This window comes from Agrobacterium sp. S7/73 (genome assembly GCF_019355535.1).
GTDB classification, from domain to species: Bacteria; Pseudomonadota; Alphaproteobacteria; order Rhizobiales; family Rhizobiaceae; genus Agrobacterium; species Agrobacterium tumefaciens.
This window is the reverse complement of sequence record NZ_CP072137.1, coordinates 1,431,180-1,448,644: the sequence shown is the minus strand read 5'-3', so window position 1 is coordinate 1,448,644 and position 17,465 is coordinate 1,431,180. Positions and strand designations below refer to the sequence as shown.

17 protein-coding genes are annotated in these 17,465 nt (G+C 57.5%); 6 read left to right on the top strand and 11 right to left on the bottom strand.

Annotation, left to right across the window (positions count from 1 at the left end):
* Nucleotides 1-46 precede the first annotated feature (46 nt).
* From oppB to J5276_RS21645, 3 genes are read left to right on the top strand one after another with little or no spacing between them, the layout of a single operon-like run.
* Entirely contained in the window at nt 47-970 is a 924-nt protein-coding gene (gene oppB / locus J5276_RS21655) for an oligopeptide ABC transporter permease OppB (RefSeq protein WP_003518321.1), read from the top strand.
* Nucleotides 963-2,093, top strand: coding sequence for an ABC transporter permease (locus J5276_RS21650; RefSeq protein WP_003518322.1), 1,131 nt, complete (start codon nt 963-965; stop codon nt 2,091-2,093). The genes oppB and J5276_RS21650 overlap by 8 nt, the downstream gene beginning before the upstream one ends.
* Before the next feature lies 1 nt (nt 2,094).
* The gene (locus tag J5276_RS21645) at nt 2,095-3,705 is read left to right on the top strand and encodes an ABC transporter ATP-binding protein (RefSeq protein WP_065687444.1); all 1,611 of its coding nucleotides are present in this window, start codon (nt 2,095-2,097) and stop codon (nt 3,703-3,705) included.
* Between the two features lie 172 nt (nt 3,706-3,877).
* Here J5276_RS21645 and J5276_RS21640 read toward each other — a convergent pair whose 3' ends face one another.
* The gene (locus J5276_RS21640) at nt 3,878-4,714 is read right to left on the bottom strand and encodes a helix-turn-helix domain-containing protein (RefSeq protein WP_019566842.1); all 837 of its coding nucleotides are present in this window, start codon (nt 4,712-4,714) and stop codon (nt 3,878-3,880) included.
* Nucleotides 4,715-4,849: 135 nt separating this feature from the next.
* Here J5276_RS21640 and J5276_RS21635 point away from each other — a divergent pair, with 135 nt between their 5' ends.
* Nucleotides 4,850-5,893 carry a fatty acid desaturase gene (locus J5276_RS21635; RefSeq protein WP_065705723.1) on the top strand — a complete coding sequence of 348 codons (1,044 nt, stop codon included), beginning with the start codon at nt 4,850-4,852 and terminating at the stop codon, nt 5,891-5,893.
* Between the two features lie 20 nt (nt 5,894-5,913).
* Nucleotides 5,914-6,660 carry a PhnD/SsuA/transferrin family substrate-binding protein gene (locus tag J5276_RS21630; protein WP_065687446.1) on the top strand — a complete coding sequence of 249 codons (747 nt, stop codon included), beginning with the start codon at nt 5,914-5,916 and terminating at the stop codon, nt 6,658-6,660.
* 23 nt (nt 6,661-6,683) lie between these two features.
* On the opposite strand, the gene hutH is transcribed toward J5276_RS21630, so the two are convergent.
* The 6 genes from hutH to J5276_RS21600 all read right to left on the bottom strand — a co-directional run bounded on the left by hutH (nt 6,684) and on the right by J5276_RS21600 (nt 12,511).
* Nucleotides 6,684-8,174 carry a histidine ammonia-lyase gene (gene hutH, locus J5276_RS21625; RefSeq protein ID WP_065705719.1) on the bottom strand — a complete coding sequence of 497 codons (1,491 nt, stop codon included), beginning with the start codon at nt 8,172-8,174 and terminating at the stop codon, nt 6,684-6,686.
* A 79-nt stretch (nt 8,175-8,253) separates the two neighbouring features.
* The gene (gene hutC / locus J5276_RS21620; protein ID WP_174012265.1) at nt 8,254-8,997 is read right to left on the bottom strand and encodes a histidine utilization repressor; all 744 of its coding nucleotides are present in this window, start codon (nt 8,995-8,997) and stop codon (nt 8,254-8,256) included.
* Nucleotides 8,998-9,101: 104 nt separating this feature from the next.
* A complete protein-coding gene (locus tag J5276_RS21615; protein WP_003518329.1) occupies nt 9,102-10,016 on the bottom strand; it encodes an ABC transporter substrate-binding protein in 915 nt (304 codons plus the stop codon).
* 61 nt (nt 10,017-10,077) lie between these two features.
* Nucleotides 10,078-10,755, bottom strand: a complete 678-nt coding sequence (locus J5276_RS21610) for an ABC transporter permease (protein WP_003518330.1) — start codon at nt 10,753-10,755, stop codon at nt 10,078-10,080.
* On the bottom strand, nt 10,752-11,402 hold the full coding sequence (locus tag J5276_RS21605; protein WP_003518331.1) for an ABC transporter permease: 651 nt from the start codon (nt 11,400-11,402) through the stop codon (nt 10,752-10,754). Before J5276_RS21605 ends, J5276_RS21610 begins: the two co-directional genes overlap by 4 nt.
* Nucleotides 11,399-12,511, bottom strand: coding sequence for an ABC transporter ATP-binding protein (locus J5276_RS21600; RefSeq protein ID WP_111800920.1), 1,113 nt, complete (start codon nt 12,509-12,511; stop codon nt 11,399-11,401). The genes J5276_RS21605 and J5276_RS21600 overlap by 4 nt, the downstream gene beginning before the upstream one ends.
* Nucleotides 12,512-13,014: 503 nt before the next feature.
* Between J5276_RS21600 and J5276_RS21595 the strand changes: the two genes are divergently transcribed.
* Nucleotides 13,015-13,218, top strand: coding sequence for a cold-shock protein (locus J5276_RS21595; protein WP_003518333.1), 204 nt, complete (start codon nt 13,015-13,017; stop codon nt 13,216-13,218).
* Between the two features lie 61 nt (nt 13,219-13,279).
* Here J5276_RS21595 and J5276_RS21590 read toward each other — a convergent pair whose 3' ends face one another.
* From J5276_RS21590 to J5276_RS21575, 4 genes are all read right to left on the bottom strand, one after another.
* Nucleotides 13,280-15,037: a bifunctional diguanylate cyclase/phosphodiesterase gene (locus tag J5276_RS21590; protein ID WP_236761583.1), complete on the bottom strand. Its 1,758-nt coding sequence runs from the start codon at nt 15,035-15,037 to the stop codon at nt 13,280-13,282.
* A gap of 66 nt (nt 15,038-15,103) precedes the next feature.
* Complete coding sequence (locus J5276_RS21585; RefSeq protein WP_003518336.1) at nt 15,104-16,090, bottom strand: GlxA family transcriptional regulator; 987 nt, start codon at nt 16,088-16,090, stop codon at nt 15,104-15,106.
* 299 nt (nt 16,091-16,389) lie between these two features.
* Complete coding sequence (locus tag J5276_RS21580) at nt 16,390-16,695, bottom strand: putative quinol monooxygenase (protein WP_174012261.1); 306 nt, start codon at nt 16,693-16,695, stop codon at nt 16,390-16,392.
* 138 nt (nt 16,696-16,833) lie between these two features.
* A complete protein-coding gene (locus J5276_RS21575) occupies nt 16,834-17,439 on the bottom strand; it encodes an NTP transferase domain-containing protein (RefSeq protein WP_233284964.1) in 606 nt (201 codons plus the stop codon).
* Nucleotides 17,440-17,465 lie beyond the last annotated feature (26 nt).

Sequence of the window (17,465 nt, the reverse complement as noted above, 5' to 3'; positions counted from 1 at the left end):
TGGCACGGTGGCCGAAACCACCGTGCCATGTCGGAGCCTGAAAATCATGATTTCATTTATCCTGCGCCGTTTGGCGAGCGCCGTGCCGACATTGTTCATCGTCGTCACGATTTCGTTTTTCCTGATGCGTTTCGCACCGGGCGGTCCGTTCAACCTCGAGCGGCCCCTGCCCCCGCAAACCATGGAAAACCTGATGAGAACCTATCATCTGGATGAGCCATTGTGGCGCCAGTATCTCATCTATCTCGGCAACGCCGCCACCGGCGATTTCGGTCCGAGCTACATCTACAAGGACAACACCGTCGCCCAGTTGATCGGCAAAGGCCTGCCCTATTCGCTGGAGCTCGGTTGCTATGCTCTTTTGCTGGCGTTGGTCGGCGGTATTCTTGCCGGCACCTTTGCCGCACTCAGGCAGAATAGCACCTTCGATTTCTCCATCATGTCCATTTCGACCATCGGTATCACCGTGCCGAACTTCGTCGTCGCACCTGTCCTCACGCTTATCTTCGCCGTGTTGCTGGGGCTTCTGCCCGCAGGTAGCTGGGGTGATGGGTCGCTACGCTATCTCATTCTTCCGATGATCGCGCTCGCCTTGCCGCAGCTTGCGGTCATCGCGCGTCTGACGCGCGGTGCAATGATCGAGGCTCTGCGCATGGACCATATCCGCACCGCCAGGGCCTATGGCCTCCCGGCTCGCAGCGTCGTGGTGATTCACGCCATGCGCGCGGCGATGCTGCCGGTCGTTTCATATCTTGCGCCTTGCGCCGCAGCGCTGCTGACGGGCTCGGCGGTCATCGAGACGATCTTCACCATTCCCGGTGTCGGCCGCTACTTCGTTCTTGGCGCCATCAATCGCGACTACACGCTGGTCATGGGAACGGTGGTTCTCATCGCCATTTTCGTCATCCTGTTCAATCTCGTGGTCGATATTCTCTACGGCCTGCTCGATCCGAGGGTCAGACATGACTGATATCTCCGGCAATATAGCCCCTCAGCCATCGGTGAAAAGCCGAAGCTTGTTCCAGCTTGCAGCCCTGCGTTTCAGACGAAACAAGGCCGCCATGGCTGGTTCCATCATGCTTGTGCTGATCACACTTTTCTCGTTTATCGGCCCGCATTTCCTTTCACACACCTATGATCAGGTGTTTTCGTCCTACGTCTCCGTCGCGCCAAGCCTCGAGCCGCGCCCGGACGTGAACAACCTCCAGAGCGTCATGGAAGGTGTGGCAGGCCGTGCGCGCGTCGAACTGAAGGAGTTTGCCGTCGAAGGGCAGACCTTCACGGCAACGGTTACCTCCAGCAGCCCGATTGACCCGCGCACGACACGTTATTTCGACCGCGCCAACGAATTCGAAAACACGAAAGTCGTTGCTACGGAAGATGATGGTCGAACGCTTAAGTTGGAAGGCGATGTCAATCGCGAATACTTCTTCTTCGGCACAGATTCAAACGGTCGCGACATGCTGGCTCGCGTAATGCTGGGCGGCCAGATCTCCATTGCCGTCGGCGTTCTCGCCAGCCTCGTTTCGCTCGGCATCGGCGTGCTTTACGGCGCTACGGCGGGTTACATCGGCGGGCGCGTCGACAATGTAATGATGCGTTTCGTCGAGATCCTCTATTCGCTGCCCTTCGTCTTCCTGGTCGTGGTTCTCGTGGTTTTCTTCGGGCGTAGCTTCATCCTGATCTTCCTTGTCATTGGCGCAGTGGAGTGGCTGGATATGGCGCGTATCGTGCGTGGCCAGACGCTTGCCTTGAAACGGCGGGAATTTGTGGCGGCAGCTCAGGCCTTGGGTTTGAGTGACTGGCAGATCATCCGCCGTCACATCATCCCCAACACCATCGGTCCCGTGGTCGTGTTCGTGACGGTCGTTGTCCCGAAAGTCATTCTTCTTGAAAGCTTTCTCTCCTTCCTGGGGCTTGGCGTTCAGGCGCCACTCACGAGCTGGGGTGCGCTCATTTCCGAAGGCGCCAACAATATTCAGTCGGCCCCGTGGTTACTGATATTCCCGGCAATCTTCTTCGTGCTGACGCTTTTTTCGCTGAACTTCGTAGGCGACGGATTGCGTGATGCACTCGATCCCAAGGATCGTTGACATGAATACGACATCTGAAAACATTCTCACCGTCCGCAATCTCAAGGTCGATTTTGCCACGCCAGACGGCACGGTCAACGCCGTCAAAGGTGTCGATCTCCACGTAAAGCAGGGTGAAACGCTCGCTGTCGTCGGGGAATCCGGCTCCGGCAAAAGCCAGACCATGATGGGCATCATGGGCCTCTTGGCTTCCAACGGCGTCATTCAAGGCTCGGCGCAATATCGTGGACGCGAGTTGGTAGGCTTGCCGGTCAACGAGCTGAACAAAATCCGTGGCGCGAAAATCACCATGATTTTCCAGGAGCCGATGACTTCGCTCGATCCGCTTTACAGGATCGGCGCGCAGATCGCCGAGCCAATCGTCCATCACCGGGGCGGCAGCAAGAAGGAAGCAAGGGCACGCGTTCTCGAACTTCTGAAACTTGTCGGTATTCCGGACCCGGAGCGGCGCATCGACAGCTACCCGCATGAGCTTTCCGGCGGCCAGCGCCAACGCGTCATGATCGCCATGGCGCTGGCAAACGAGCCGGATATTCTGATCGCGGATGAGCCAACCACCGCGCTCGACGTGACAATCCAGGCGCAGATTCTCGATCTTCTGAAGTCGTTGCAGCAGCGCTTCGGCATGGCAGTGGTGCTGATAACGCACGATCTCGGTGTCGTCAGGCATTTTGCCGATCGTGTTGCGGTTATGCGCCGAGGCGAGATCGTTGAAACCGGTCCGACGGAAGAGATCTTCGAGCGCCCGAAGGCGGACTATACGAGGATGCTTCTCGATGCCGAACCCAGCGGCCACAAGCCGCCGGTCGGCAAAGAAGCGCCGGTCGTTCTTTCTGGCCAGAACGTCACGATCGATTATGTGATCCCGGGCGGCTTCCTGTCGAAGTCACGGGCTTTCAGGGCCGTGGACAGCGTTAATGTCAGCCTTCATCAAGGGCAGACGATCGGCATCGTCGGTGAATCCGGATCAGGCAAGTCCACGCTCGGTCGCGCGCTTCTGCGCCTTGTCACTGCAGAGGGCCGCATTTTCTTCGGCAAGACGGAAATCACCGGACTTGGCCGAACGGCAATGAGGCCATTGCGGCGGCAGCTGCAGCTTGTGTTCCAGGATCCGTATGGATCTCTTTCGCCAAGGCAGACTGTTGGAGAGATCATCACTGAGGGTCTCTTTGTGCACGACCCACAGCTCAGCCGCGCGCAGCGCGACGAGCGAGCAATAGAAGCGCTGAAAGAAGTCGGCCTCGATCCCGCCGCCCGCAACCGCTACCCGCACGAGTTTTCAGGCGGGCAACGTCAGCGTATCGCAATTGCCCGCGCGATCATCCTCAAGCCAGATGTCGTCATTCTCGATGAACCTACATCGGCGCTGGACCGATCCATTCAAGGCCAAGTCATCGATCTCTTGCGTAATTTGCAGAAAACGCACAACCTTTCCTACATCTTCATCAGCCACGACCTCTCTGTCATCAAAGCCATTTCGGATTATGTCATCGTGATGAGAAACGGGAAGATTGTCGAAGAGGGAGAAACGGACGCGATATTCGAGCGGCCGGCGGCTGAATATACCAAAACACTGATCAAATCCGCGTTTTCGGCCGAAGTAACATCATAGATTACAGCCCGGCACTGCCGGGCTTTTTCTGGCGCCGTTACAAAAGATCCGGTTTGTGGAGGAGGTCGTTATTTCGCGGCCATGGCGGCCTTCCTCTCCTGTTCAATCCCGACCATGTCGTCACGTAGCAAACCGGTTCGATGATGTGCGAAAGCTGGTACCCGTCACAGGACTAAGCGACTTCCAAATTCATCACAAAATCCGCGGTTTCATGGGCATGAATGCGGGTAAAACGTATCAGCTCGTCGAAGTGACGTTGCATCTTACGGATGGCTTCAGCGTTGTTGAGCACAAGATACATGGCGCCGACGAAAAGTGCTGCCCGTTGCGAACCGAAGATCGTATAGGGCACGGAAAAGCGTTCTTTTTCATTGAACAGAAACAGCCGGAACGATGGGTATAGCTCGCTGATAAGTCCCGACATATGTTTGAGTTGTTCGGCACGTGTCTCGCGGTCCAAACCGCTCCACATACCGCGCCCCTGCGCAAAAGCTTCCAGCGTTTCGAGCGGCATGCAAACTTCCATGTCGGTACCAGGCTGGCGATTATAATCGAGTCGAAACGCCGTTTCGCTGGCCTGCGCCATCACACTCTGATGCGCGCCCATGGCCTCGAAAGCGATGATCTCGGGTGTGCGAAGCAGATCGGGAATGCGTGCCGGAACATAACGGATTTTGGTGCCTGCAGCTTCCGCATGCCACTTCATCAACAGCGTATCCGTATAATCAGCACCGCCCTCCTCGATCTCGAAACTTGGCCGCAATTCCCCCATCAACCCCTGATCATGGGAAAGACCGAGTAGCCAGTCGAGCGAGACGGAATGTCGCTCGGCGATATTCAGCAGCGTCTCCACACGCGGAAGCCGCGCCGAATCACCGGAAAGCAATTGCGAAAGTGCTGATCGATCAATGCCAATGGCGGCGGCAAAAGACGCCTGGCTGTCTTCTGACCTGTTCACCAGCTGGATCAGGCGGGCACGAAACAATTCTGCGAGCGCGCGTTTGTCCATAATTCACCCGTTTGTTTATAATTATCACCATAATGCTTAAACTGTTATCAAAATCAACAGTTGGTCACCATAAACCCGTTGTGGCTGGCTGAGACTGATGCGACCCTACGGTGACAGGGGCATCAAGAGTATGAAATGACAGACATATTGGCAAAGAAGACGGCGCGGCTGACTGGCATTCGCCGCAGAAGAACGCGTGACCGAATTGAATGGCCAACAGTCTCGCTGTTGGCGGTCTGTTACGGTCTCTGGATTTTCGCGGGATATTTTCTGTATCCGTTGTTTCCAATCGTTTCTCTGGTGCTCATGGGCATTGCAGTTGCCCTGCACTCCTCGCTCCAGCACGAGGTTCTGCATGGGCACCCCACGCGCAATGCACGACTGAACGAAGCTTTGGTCTTTCTGCCGCTCGGGATTTTCTACCCCTATCGCAGTTACAAGCGCACGCATCTGCAACACCATGCAGACGAGCGTCTGACCGACCCATTCGACGATCCGGAAAGCTATTACCGGGCCATGGGCGACTGGCAAAAGATGCCGTCGTTCCTCAAGGTCCTGCTGGGATGGAACAATACGTTCATCGGGCGTCTGGTCATCGGCCCTCCGTTGATGGTTGTTGGTTTCACGATATCCGAATGGCGCAAGATCGCGCAGGGTGATCGGCGGGTGATCTATGCCTGGACCCTGCATCTGGCCGGACTTGTTCCGACACTGCTGGTCATATCCCTGATTTTCGGCGTTCCAATCTGGCTCTATGTTAGTGTGGCGGCCTATCTGGGCATATCCATCATTGCCATTCGCTCCTATTGCGAACATCAATGGTCCGAACAGCCGGATGGGAGAACGATCATTGTTGAAAACTCCATCCTGGCTCCACTGTTTCTCTATAACAACCTGCATTTCGTGCATCACAAAATGCCGACAGCCGCCTGGTATAAATTGCCCTCCCTCTACAGCGAGAGGCGGGCGGAGTGGCAGAAGATGAATGACGGATATGTGTTCAGCAATTATTTCGAGGTGTTCCGCGCTTTCGCCTTCAAGGCCAAGGAACCGGTAGCGCATCCTGTCTTGAGACGGGACGAGCAAGTTTTAATCGCGTCACCCGTCGTGCCTGCCGCTCTGATTTTTTCTGACCATGCGATGCAGGAACAAGACGTGAGACTGGAAATTCCGTCGTGACATGGATCGCGGCACTGCCAATGTATGACTGGCCCGAACTGCGCAATGAGACGGACAAGCTGTGGGCCGATATGCGCACCCGTTTTTTAGCAGAGGGTATCGACGCTCCCAAAGGCCTCACCAGACGCAACGGCGATATGCCGGCGGTTCCGGGAGGTATTCGTGGAAAGGACGGCGCCATCATTGCCGCAGACCCTGCCACGCTCGATCCCGATGCATTGGATCTTGCGGTGCTCTGGCGGCATCCGGCTCTGCTGATCTCCGGCACCTGCTGGGGGCCAATGGAGTTTGGCCTGCAGGATCATGTGCAGGTGATTGGACAGAGCGATTATAATGGCATCAAGGGTGGTGCAGGCGAGTTCTATTCCAGCGCCATCATTGCCCGCATAGCAGACGGTGGAGAGGGTGCTGAACCTTCGAGAACCGGTGAGGCCGCTTTGCCGAAAGGATTTCTTAGCGGGAAAATACTGGCATTCAACGAGCACAAGTCATTATCCGGCTATCTCAGCTTGAAACGCGATCTGGAAGCAGAAGGCGCGGGCCTCGATCTGTTTGAAAATTGTCTCGAAACCGGTGCGCACCGCGCTTCCGTCATCGCAGTGGCCGAGGGCCGGGCGGACATTGCCGCGATCGACTGCAAATCCTGGATGCTTGCGCAACGGCATGAACCGGCCGCCCGGAGCCTTCACGTTATCGGCTGGACTGCACGGCGCAAAGGCCTGCCCTTCATCCGCGCCAAGGGTATCGATCTGCCTTTCACCATGTAAGGCACGAGCCTTACGGCTTTCAATCACATATCCGGTGGCGAGAAATCACGCAGGAGCAGCCTTGCCTTTTCCATGTCCGCAGACAGGGGCCGGTCATCCGAATAGGGCTGGAGGTGCTCGCGAAGCAGATTGTAGACCGCATTTGTTCCGGCTGCCCGCCCGGCAACATTTTCCAGGAAATCATGGGCCTGCACCCCGGCCATCCATTCGATGGCCAGAATATATTCTGCATTGTCGAGAACCGCGAGCAGCTTGTTGGCGGCTGCCGTGGGATGAGAGAGGAAATCCTCCTGTAATCCCGATGTCAGCCCTCCATCTGTGGAGGCAGGCGCGGAAAGACGTCTGCTATCGCCGACAAGGGCTACGGCCGTATATTGCGCGATCATGAAACCTGAATGGCTTCCGGCATCGGTCGCCAGAAATGGCGGCAGACCACTCACCAGAGGATTGACCAGCCTGTCGATACGGCGCTCGCTCATGGACGCAATCTGTGCAATGGCGATGGCGAGACTGTCTGCCGCCTGCCCCAATGCCGGGGCAACGGCATGGGCCTCCGACGAGACGATGGGCTGCTCGGGCGTGCCAAGGATCGCGGGATTGTCGGTGACGGAGGCGAGCTCTCGGTCAACGATGGAGGCGCAGGCATCGAAGATGTCGCGTGCAGCACCATGCGCATGCGGCACGGCACGCAGGCTTAGCGCGTCCTGTGTCCGCCTGCCATGAGCGGCGGCAACCAGCCCACTGCCTTCAAGCCGGGATCGCAGAGCGGCCCCGACGGCCGCGATTCCCGTCGAGGGACGCAGCGCGAGAACCGTCTCGTCAAAAGCGTCGATCTGGCAGCCTGCTGCTTCAAGCGTCAGCGCCGCTATGGCATCGGCCCAATCTAGCAGGTGATTGGCCCGCGCGAGTGCCATGCAGGAAAGACCGGTCGCACAGGCTGTACCATTGACGAGGCTCAGCCCTTCCTTGGCACCCAGCACGATGGGTTGAAGTCCCATTGCCGCCAGGGCATCTCGTCCACTCATAACGCGCCCGCCGAGCCGGGCCTGGCCCTCTCCGATCAGAACAAGCGCAACATGCGCGTTGTGCACCAGATAGCCCGCCGATCCGCGGGACGGCACGTCGGGAATACAATCCTGTTCCAGAAACGTCGACAGATGCGAGACGATCTCGCGTCGGACACCGGAGTGCCCATGGGCGAAATTGGCGATCTGCGCCGCCATGATTGCCCGAACTTCGCGAGGATCCAACAACGGGCCGACACCGCAGGCATGGCTGAGAATAATGGAGCGCGACAGCCGACCCTGCGCGGTGCGATCCACCACAGTGTCCGACAGTGCACCGACCCCGGTATTGATGCCATAGGCACGCACACCGCTTTCGACGATGCTGTCAACGATCTGGCTCGCCCGGTCAATCCGCAGATAGGCCGCGTCTGACACACGCAGTGCCTCGCCCTTGCCGATATGGGCCACATCGCGCCAACTCAATCCATCATCCAGTAGAACAGTCATGACGTTTTCCTATGATGCAGAAACGGCTGCGAGGAGCGGGAATTTTCCATCTTGAATACTGCCGGCGTTGGCCCGTGTCTCAATTACTGCTGTAAAGACGATAGCGGCTGCCGGGATAAAGGAGGCGGACAGAAGACACGATCCCCTTTGTCGACCATGTGCGACGACGCACGAGCAGGCATGGTTCCGTCTTGGAAATCGCCAGCAGCTTGCATTCCCAGGGCTGTGCGCTGACCGCCTCGATATGCTGCTCGGCTTTCACGATCGGTGCCACTCGCGTGAGATAACTGTTGGGTGTTACGAGGTTGAAATCCTGTTTGATGTAATCGGGCGCGCAGTCCGAATTGACGAAACGATCCTCGATTTGCATCGGCACGCCGTCTTCCGCATGCACAATGATCGAGTGCGCAGCAAGGCTGCCAGCCGGAACAGCGAGCGCTTCGGCAAGATCTGGATCGCAGGTTTCGATTTGAAGAAGTATGACCCGCGCGCTGTGAACACCGCCGTTGCGTGTTATTTCTTCGGCAATGTTGGGTACGCTCTGGAACTGCGATGTGCGCTTCTTGGACGCAACGAACGAACCTTTGCCGCGTACACGCACCACAAGCCCTTCGTCGGCCAGCTCACGCAAAGCGCGGTTGGCCGTCATACGGCTGACACCGAGAATATCGACCAGTTCGTTTTCCGATGGAACACGTTGACCGATCTTCCACTCACCCGCCTCGACGCGACTGCGGACATAGTCCTTCAGCTTTACATAGAGTGGTGAACTCTGGTCTTCGGTGCCCTGCGCGTCATGAGCGTTCTCAGATATCGGTGACATCACTTCCCGGAAAATCTTTCTGTCGTGATCCATAGCTATGACGTCACCAATACGCAGGGTTGTCGGCAAAGGGAGGGGCAATGCCACGCCCTTTGCCGATGGATTCAGTTCAATTTGTGTTCGGCCAGCCAGTCGCCCGCCACGACATCGAAACTGTCGTGATTGGCCAGACGACCGTTCATAACGACGAGATCTTTCGTCGTCAGGGCGGCAGAAACAGCATCGAGAGTGCTTGTCACAACGTCGCTAACTTTCGGTGTGGCAATCACTGGTACGATGTTCTGGGCGGGAAAGAGGTTCTTGACGTCTTCAAGCACGATGAGATCGTTTGCAGCGATGGCCGGATCGGTCGAGAACAGGTTTGCAGCATGGACCTGACCGTTGATGAGTGCCGAAAGGGTCAGCGGGCCACCGACGTCAAGCGATTTGAACGACTGGAACTCGAGGCCATAAAGTTCCTTCAGACCGATAATGCCTTCCTTGCGCGTTTTCCATTCCGGTGGACCGCCAAGTACGAGCTGCGAGGCTACGGGTGCGAGATCGGCAATCGTCTTCAGCTTGTATTTGTCAGCGGTCGCGCGCGTCACAGCCACGCTATCGGAATCCTGTGCTGCGGAGGGTGTCAGCATCGAGACGCCTTTCGGCAGAGCCGCCTTGAGCGCTGCGGCCACATCGCTTGGCGAATGGGCCGTGGCGTTCTTGTCGAGATAGCTCAGCGTCGCACCAGCATACTCCGGCAACAGATCGATTGATCCGTCCAGCAACGCAGGGATATAGACTTCGCGGCTACCGATGCTCAACTTCGTTTCGACGGCAACACCCTTGGCGGCAAGGGCCTTGGCGTAGATCGTCGCCAGAAGCTGGCTTTCGGGGAAGTCGGCGGAACCGACGATGATTGTCGTCGTATCGGTTCGCGGAGTGGCTGGCGCGGCCAGCGGATTGCTTTGCGCCAATGCCGAAGCAGCGGAAAGTGCCATGAGCGCAAATGCGCTGGCGGCAGTGATGATCCTGAATGCCATGCGAGCTTCTCCTTTATGTTGAAACAGTCGTGGAATAGAAAACCCGGTTATTTTAGAACCTCTAACGCTTCGCTCGACGCGTCAGGCCTGGTGATACGGTGACCCTCGATATGACGCCGATGATCAGATCCACGGTCAGGGCCAACGCACCGACGAGAACGGCACCTGCGGCCATCTGATAATAATCGTTCTGCGCCCGCCCATCGATGATCAGGCGACCGAGACCACCAAGAGAAACATAAGCGGCGATAGTTGCGGTCGAGATGATCTGAAGCGTGGCGCTGCGCAGACCGGAAAAGATCAATGGCAGAGCGCAGGGCAGTTCCACATCGAACAGAATATCGAGCGGACGTTTCCCCATGCCTCTTGCAGCATCCACCGCAGCGGGATCCACCGCCGCGATACCGGCGTAACTGCCAGTCATGATCGGCGGCACGGCCAGAAGCACGAGCACGATAAGGCTGGGTACGATAAAAGCCATATCGGATGCGAAAACGGGGCCAAAAACAATCACAAGAAGTGCGATCAGGCCGAGGCTTGGAAGGGAGCGCAGCGCATTTGCAAGACCCGCGATGAAGACGACACCGCGTCCCGTGTGTCCCACATAAAGCCCAACCGGCAAGCCAATCAGACAGGCGAGGAAAAGGGCCGCAAAGCTATAAGCCAGATGCTGACCGACGAGAACGATGACACCATCACTCCCTGTCCAGTGAGCTGGATCGCTAAACCATTCTATCATCGCGCCGCACTCCCAGGCTGCCACGGCGTCAGGCGGCGTGAAATGAGCAGAACAAGCCCGTCCAGCAAGGCTGCGAGAAGCACGCAGAGTACGATGCCTGCTATAATCGGCGTCAGGAACCGCAGCTGAAGCCCCTGCGTGAAGAGCAGACCAAGTTGCGGCGTTCCAACCAGTGCCGCTACGGAAACGATGCTGACATTGGAAACCACGGCCACACGCAATCCGGCGGCAATCACAGGGACCGCGAGCGGTAGCTCCACCACCACCAGACGCGCAACCTGTCTGTAGCCCATGGCATTGGCCGCCTGGAGGACGTCTGGCGAAACCGATTCCAAACCATCGTTCACTGTTCGCACCAGAAGCGCCAACGCGTAGATCGTCAGCGCGACGACGACGTTTAGCGGATCGAGTATACGGGTGCCGAGCACCAGCGGCAGCAGGACGAACAGCGCAAGCGACGGAATTGTGTAAAGAAGTCCGGCAACCCCCAGCAGGGTCGACCGGAATAAACCGGCCCGCTGCGCAATCCAACCGAGCGGCAGGGCAAGAAGCAGGCCGATCACCACCGGGATGACCGAAAGGCCTAGATGCCAGATGAAAAGCTCGAAAATCCGCCCGGATTCCCGGTAGAGCCAATCAAACCTCATGGCTGACCTCCGAAGCGACCGACCCGCGCGGCTTCGATGGCTTTGGCGACATCAGAGAGTGTGACGGTGCCGACAAGCTGGCCCGTTGACCCTACGATGACCCCGCGGCCGGAGGGCGAACTCAACGCTGCATCGAGCACATGGCGCAAACTGCTGCCTTCCGGCGCCAGCGTGCCACTGAGATTGAGATCTCCCTCACGCAGTGGCTGCCTGAGACCTTGCGCATCGGCCCATCCAATGGGACGATGTTCGGCGTCAGTCACCAGAACCCAGCGATCCGTTGCAACGCCACGAAGGCTGTCCGGTGTTGCGCCGAGCAAGGCTGTCGGCTCCGCACCGAGAGGGACTGCTCCGTCAAATTCTGCAAAACTCAGGAAGCGATACCCTCTGTCCCGGCCGATAAAGTCCGCCACGAAGGCATCTGCCGGGCGCGCCAGCAATTCCTCTGGAGTGGCGATCTGCGCAAGCGTTCCGCCGGCACGCAAAACAGCAACCTGATCGCCAAGCTTCAACGCCTCGTCTATATCATGGGTCACCATGATGATGGTCTTGCCAATCTCACGCTGCAAGCGAAGAAATTCGTCCTGCAACTGTGTGCGAACGACGGGATCGACAGCACTGAAGGGTTCGTCCATCAGCATGAATTTGGGATCGGAAGCGAGTGCACGCGCAACACCGACGCGTTGCTGCTGGCCACCCGAAAGCTGCCACGGATAGCGATCGGCAAAGGCGGCGGTTAGCCCTACACGCTCAAGCAACTCATGCGCCGTGCGCAGTGCTTTTTCCTTCGGCGATCCGTTTAGCCGCGCAGTGGTCGCAATGTTCTGAACAACGGTGCGATGGGGGAAAAGCCCGGCATGCTGGATGACATAACCGATACGACGACGCAGCAGTGCCACGTCCATGCCATCTGTCGGTTCGCCGTCAAGAAGGATCGAACCGGACGATTGTACGATCAACCTGTTGATCATCCGCAAGGATGTGGTTTTGCCGCAACCCGAAGGGCCGACGAACACGGTCAGCTTGCCGTTTGGCGCCGTCAGGGACAAACCGTTTACGGCAGTAGCCGCGCCCGCATATTGCTTGGTGACGTTGTCGAAGACGATCATGCAAATCTCTCCTGCGCTCTGTCTGCGCCTTCAGGCTCGGCAACTGTGATGACTGCCTAGGTTGTCTATACAAGCACGCAAATAGCGTATCCGCAAGATAGATCGATGAAAATATCCGCAACCCTGCAAATGACTAAACTTTAAGCATTTTGACCGCTATAGAGGCGCTGTATGCACATAGAGCAAGCGATCTCGGCGGCCGCAACTCTCTACGCCTTCAAACTGCGCTGCTTTGCCGATCAAGATCAGGCCCGCTCAACGAGACAAATTTGTTCATAAGCAACTCGTTGCTTCAATTTTTGTGCGCGGGAGCAGAATGGAAATACGAATTAATTCGTGCTGAAATTCAACAGATCGCGTGCTGATCGTGACTGAGACCGCAAAACAGGCGTTTTTGAAAACCACTCATCCACGGCGACTTGGCTCGAGAAGGCCATAAAGCCTTGTGGCCACCGCCATCGAACAATAGTATTACCGCGTCGTATTCAATTAACGAGGATAACATGGCAACAGGTACCGTCAAATTTTTCGCACAGGACAAAGGCTTCGGCTTCATCACTCCGGACAACGGCGGCCCGGACGTCTTCGTCCACATCTCCGCCGTAGGGTTTGGTGGTTCTCTTCAGGATGGCCAGAAGGTCAGCTACGATGTGGGACAGGACCGCAAGACTGGAAAGTCCAAGGCCGAGAACGTCAGCCTCATCTGATCAGCGTCTCTTGGCTCCGCGATTACTCGCGGGGCCAAATCGGTCCTGACTCCCGCTGACCTTAGGCTGTTTCCATCCCGTCGCTCCCGATCCGTGCCAAGCCGGATGCAAAAACTTCGGCGTCGATGGGACGGCTGAAAAGGTAGCCTTGGCCGACCGGACAGCCCATTTCGCGAAGCATTTTGCGCTGGGCCTCGGTCTCCACGCCTTCTGCAACCACAGTTAACCCAAGGGCGCGTCCAAGATCGATAACGGCCTGGACAATCACCCTTCTGGACGGCCTCGTTGCGAGTTCGCTGATAAAGGTGCGGTCTATCTTGATCTCGGTAACCGGAAAGGTTTCGAGCGATCGCAGGTTTGAATAGCCCGTGCCGAAGTCATCGACGGAAAGGCCGACGCCGCTCTGTCGCAGCCGCTGAAATGCGTCCATCACGCCGGGTGTATCGCTGAGAAACATGCTTTCGGTGATCTCAAGCGTCAACCATGCCGGGTCGGCCTTGGTCAGGCACAGGACCCGATCCAGCATTTCGGCCATGTCATGCTGCAGGAACTCCCCGGCGGATACATTCACCGCAAAGCGCAAAGCCTTGCCGCGATGCGCGTTAATGCGCCGTGCATAAGCTGCGACGGTCGTCAGACTTCGTTCGGTCAGATCAAGCAGCAGACCTGATCGCTCGGCAGTCTCGACGAAACTTCCGGGGAGCTGGCTGCCAAACAGAGGATGATTCCAGCGTATCAGAGCTTCCGCACCCACCCACTCGCCGGTTGCAAGGTCTACCTGGGGTTGGAAGTGATACACAAATTCGTCATTCGCGACCGCGACCTTCAATTCGCGAGTCATTCGCACGCGTCGGCTTGCCTGTTCGTGATCCGAGTCTCGAAACCGTCGCGGACCACCCAGAGGGGCGGACTTGGCGGCCCACAGGGCGATGCCGGCATTGCGGATCAGCGAAATGGGTCTCGCCCGAGGCTGGCCCACCGCATAGCCGATGGCGAAACGCAGTGAGACACTTGCACCTGGCACGACGAAGTCAGCGGCAAGCGAAGCGAATACCGCTGCCACGATAGTATCCGCACTTGATCCATCCGTGAGCTCAAAAGCCAAAGCGAACTCATTGGCGCCCATGCGTCCCACCTGGGCAGCGCCCACGTCCCGCAGCCGCCGCCCTGTTTCATAAAGCAGGGCATCCCCGACTTCGAAACCGTATCCCGTGTTGAAATCGTGAAAACCGATCACATCCAGCTTCACGACCAAGGGCGTCGCTTTGGCATTGGTTGCGAAACGCTCCTCGGTAGCCAGGATAAATGCTTGACGGTTCAGGCAACCCGTGGTCGCGTCGAGGTTCGCGACACGATCCAGCGCGGTGTGCGCCTGGCGAATCGCCGAGACGTCGCGCAGTATGCCGACGTAGAATAGTTCTTCGCCCACCCAGGCAGGCCGGAGACTGAGACTGTTCCAGAACGCCGACCCGTCCTTTCGATAGTTACGCAGCGTTGAGTCCAGAGGCTCCGCCGCATCGATCGCAGCGCGAATGTGGACGACCTCTTGTTGGTCGCGCTCGTTGCCCTGCAAATAGCGGCAATCTTTCCCGACGACCTCGTTCCGAGCGTAGCCAGTCAGATGCTCGAAGGCCTGATTGACATAGAGCAAAGGCGAATTGGCGCCCAAACGCTGTGCGATCGCGATCCCATCGGTTAGTTCTTCGACCAGCGTCGCAAGAATTGGCCTGATAGCGTCGGAGCTGAGAAGCGCATTGTCCGAAATGACCGGCGCGGGCTGCATGAGGTGCGACTGCATGCGTTTTTCGAATTCTTCCATGACAAGAACCATGGACGGCGAACACGGGCGGGGCAACCCGCAGCCGAGGCGGTTCCAAGACAAGCGTCAGCCGTTTTCGGACAAACTGATTCTCGCGCCATCGCCGGACGTCCGAAAGCGATCACGGTAGTCGGACGGCGTCACTCCAGCGTGCGAAACAAAGGCACGGCGCATCGCGCGTGTCGATCCAAAACCACTTCTCGCTGCCACCAAAGCGATTGGCAGGCGGCTCCCCTCCAAAAGGAAGCGCGCAACGTCGATACGGGTCCGGTCGACATAGTCTGATGGCGATATACCGACCTCCTGCGAAAAAACACGCGTAAAGTTCCGCACACTCATGGCCGCGATCTTCGCCAAGGCGCTGACAGAGAGGTCAGCCGCCGGATGGTTCAGAACATATTGCTGGACGTTGTGTAGACGGCTGCGGTCGATAGCCTGTGCCGCCAGATGCACGCTGAACTGCGACTGATCGCCTGGTCGCTTCAGAAACACGACGAGTCGGCGAGCAACGTAGAGCGCAATCTCCCGGCCCAAGTCCTCCTCGACGAGGGAAAGGCCGAGATCTATAGCCGCGCTGGAACCGGCCGACGTGATCATCGCGCCATCACGGACAAAAACCCGGTCGCTTTCCACCCGCGTCTCGGGGAAGCGCTCGGCCAACAGTGACGCGAACTGCCAGTGCGTCGTAACACGCCGGTCTTTCAGTAGACCTGCCTCGCCAAGCACGAATGCCCCTGTGCAGACGGAGCCATAGCGCCGCGCCTGAGCCGCGATTTTAACAATCCAGTCGACAACACGCCCGCCCGGACTTTGCGGAACTCCGACGCTGCCGGCTACAAGCAATGTATCGGGGCTACCAAGGTACGCATCGAAAGCGCAGTCGGTCAGGATTTTTAGCCCCGATGCACAGCGGATCGTCCCCTCGTGCCCTGCCAAGACAGCAACTTCGTAGAATAACTTTTCAACACGGGCATTTGCTTCGGCAAACACGTCCATTAGCCCTGCAAGCTCCAGAGAATGCACGTCCTTTGGAACGAAGATCACGATCCGCATGAGAGTATCTTTCCCTGCACAAATGACTCAAAGCTCTCGACGAGGATCTACGCGCCGACGCCGGTCTATGTGGCGACGGTTGCACAATGCTGAAGGTCCGTCAAAGTCAAAGGTATTAGCTCGAAGCGACGGAAGAACTCTGCACGCGCTGACTTTGTTCGAACTGCCGACCACTAATGGATGCTTTTATGATTGCTACCGCAATCCCAGCCGCCAGCCATTGGTGAACGAGATATTATCTCATTTTGTTGCCGATCTGAGCCCATCTGTTCGACATTATGAGGTCCGAATAGTCTGGGCTATGAACGCTTTTCGGCGAGGATAGACAGCATGTGTATCTGCGGCGGCTTGGCGAACAGGTCCCCTGCCTCTGCCTTCGCCATCAAGGCTGCAGCGACTTGGCCATTTAAGTGCGCATCCCTACCGTCCTCATCGTCGAACTTATCGAAGATTGCAAACGAAGTTGGGCCTCCCTGTATCGCATACCAGGAAATCGTGCCGGGCTCTGCATTGACCAGCGGTAAGGCTGATCGCAGAAACTCGGCGACCTCCTGTTCTTTGCCGGGCATTGCCTCGAGCGGAACGTAAAGCGCGAATTTGGTCATGACCACCTCCATGGGCACATCATTGTGCCGCAACTGAAGGAACGCGTTAAGCACGACAAATGTTCGGTGATGGACAATAAAAAGGGGTGTCGATGTAAAAATGCGATCCACGCCTCTGCACACATGAGGTTTCGATGATCAGTCGATTTCTGGATGGCCACCTAAAGCAACGAGCTGCTCTGTGTTGTCTATGTCCACCTTGGCGCTTTCGCCAATCTCTATGTCGATGACGTCGAGACCAGATTGGGTGATTATCTTGCGCGCGCCGCTGTCGCCTATAAGCGCCATGAGCTGCGGGAATGCGGCGCGAGGAAAGACAACCGGGTTTCCCGGATTTCCTTCGCACACCGCGCGAATAATCGCCTTTCCGTTTCTCTCCGCAAAAGCGCCGATGAGTGCGTCAATATCCGCAGGTTCAAGCAACGGCATATCCGCAAGCATGATCATAATCCCGTCGGGAGCTTGCAACGCGGCGCGCTGGACGCCGAGCACGATCGAGCTTGCCATTCCGTCACTGAAGTTGGAATTTCTCGCGATGATCACGTCGAGCCCTGCAATTTCGGCCTCGACGTCCGAGCTTCGGTATCCGGTCACAACAACCACAGAACGACTGCCGGCCCCAATAGCTGCCAATGCGGCCCGACGAACGAGGCTGGTTTCCCGAAAACGCGCAAGAAGCTTGTGCCCGGCACCCGCCATCCTGCTCGATCGTCCAGCGGCCAGGACAACCACGGCAACTGACACTCGTCTATCTCCTGCCGCTTCCACAC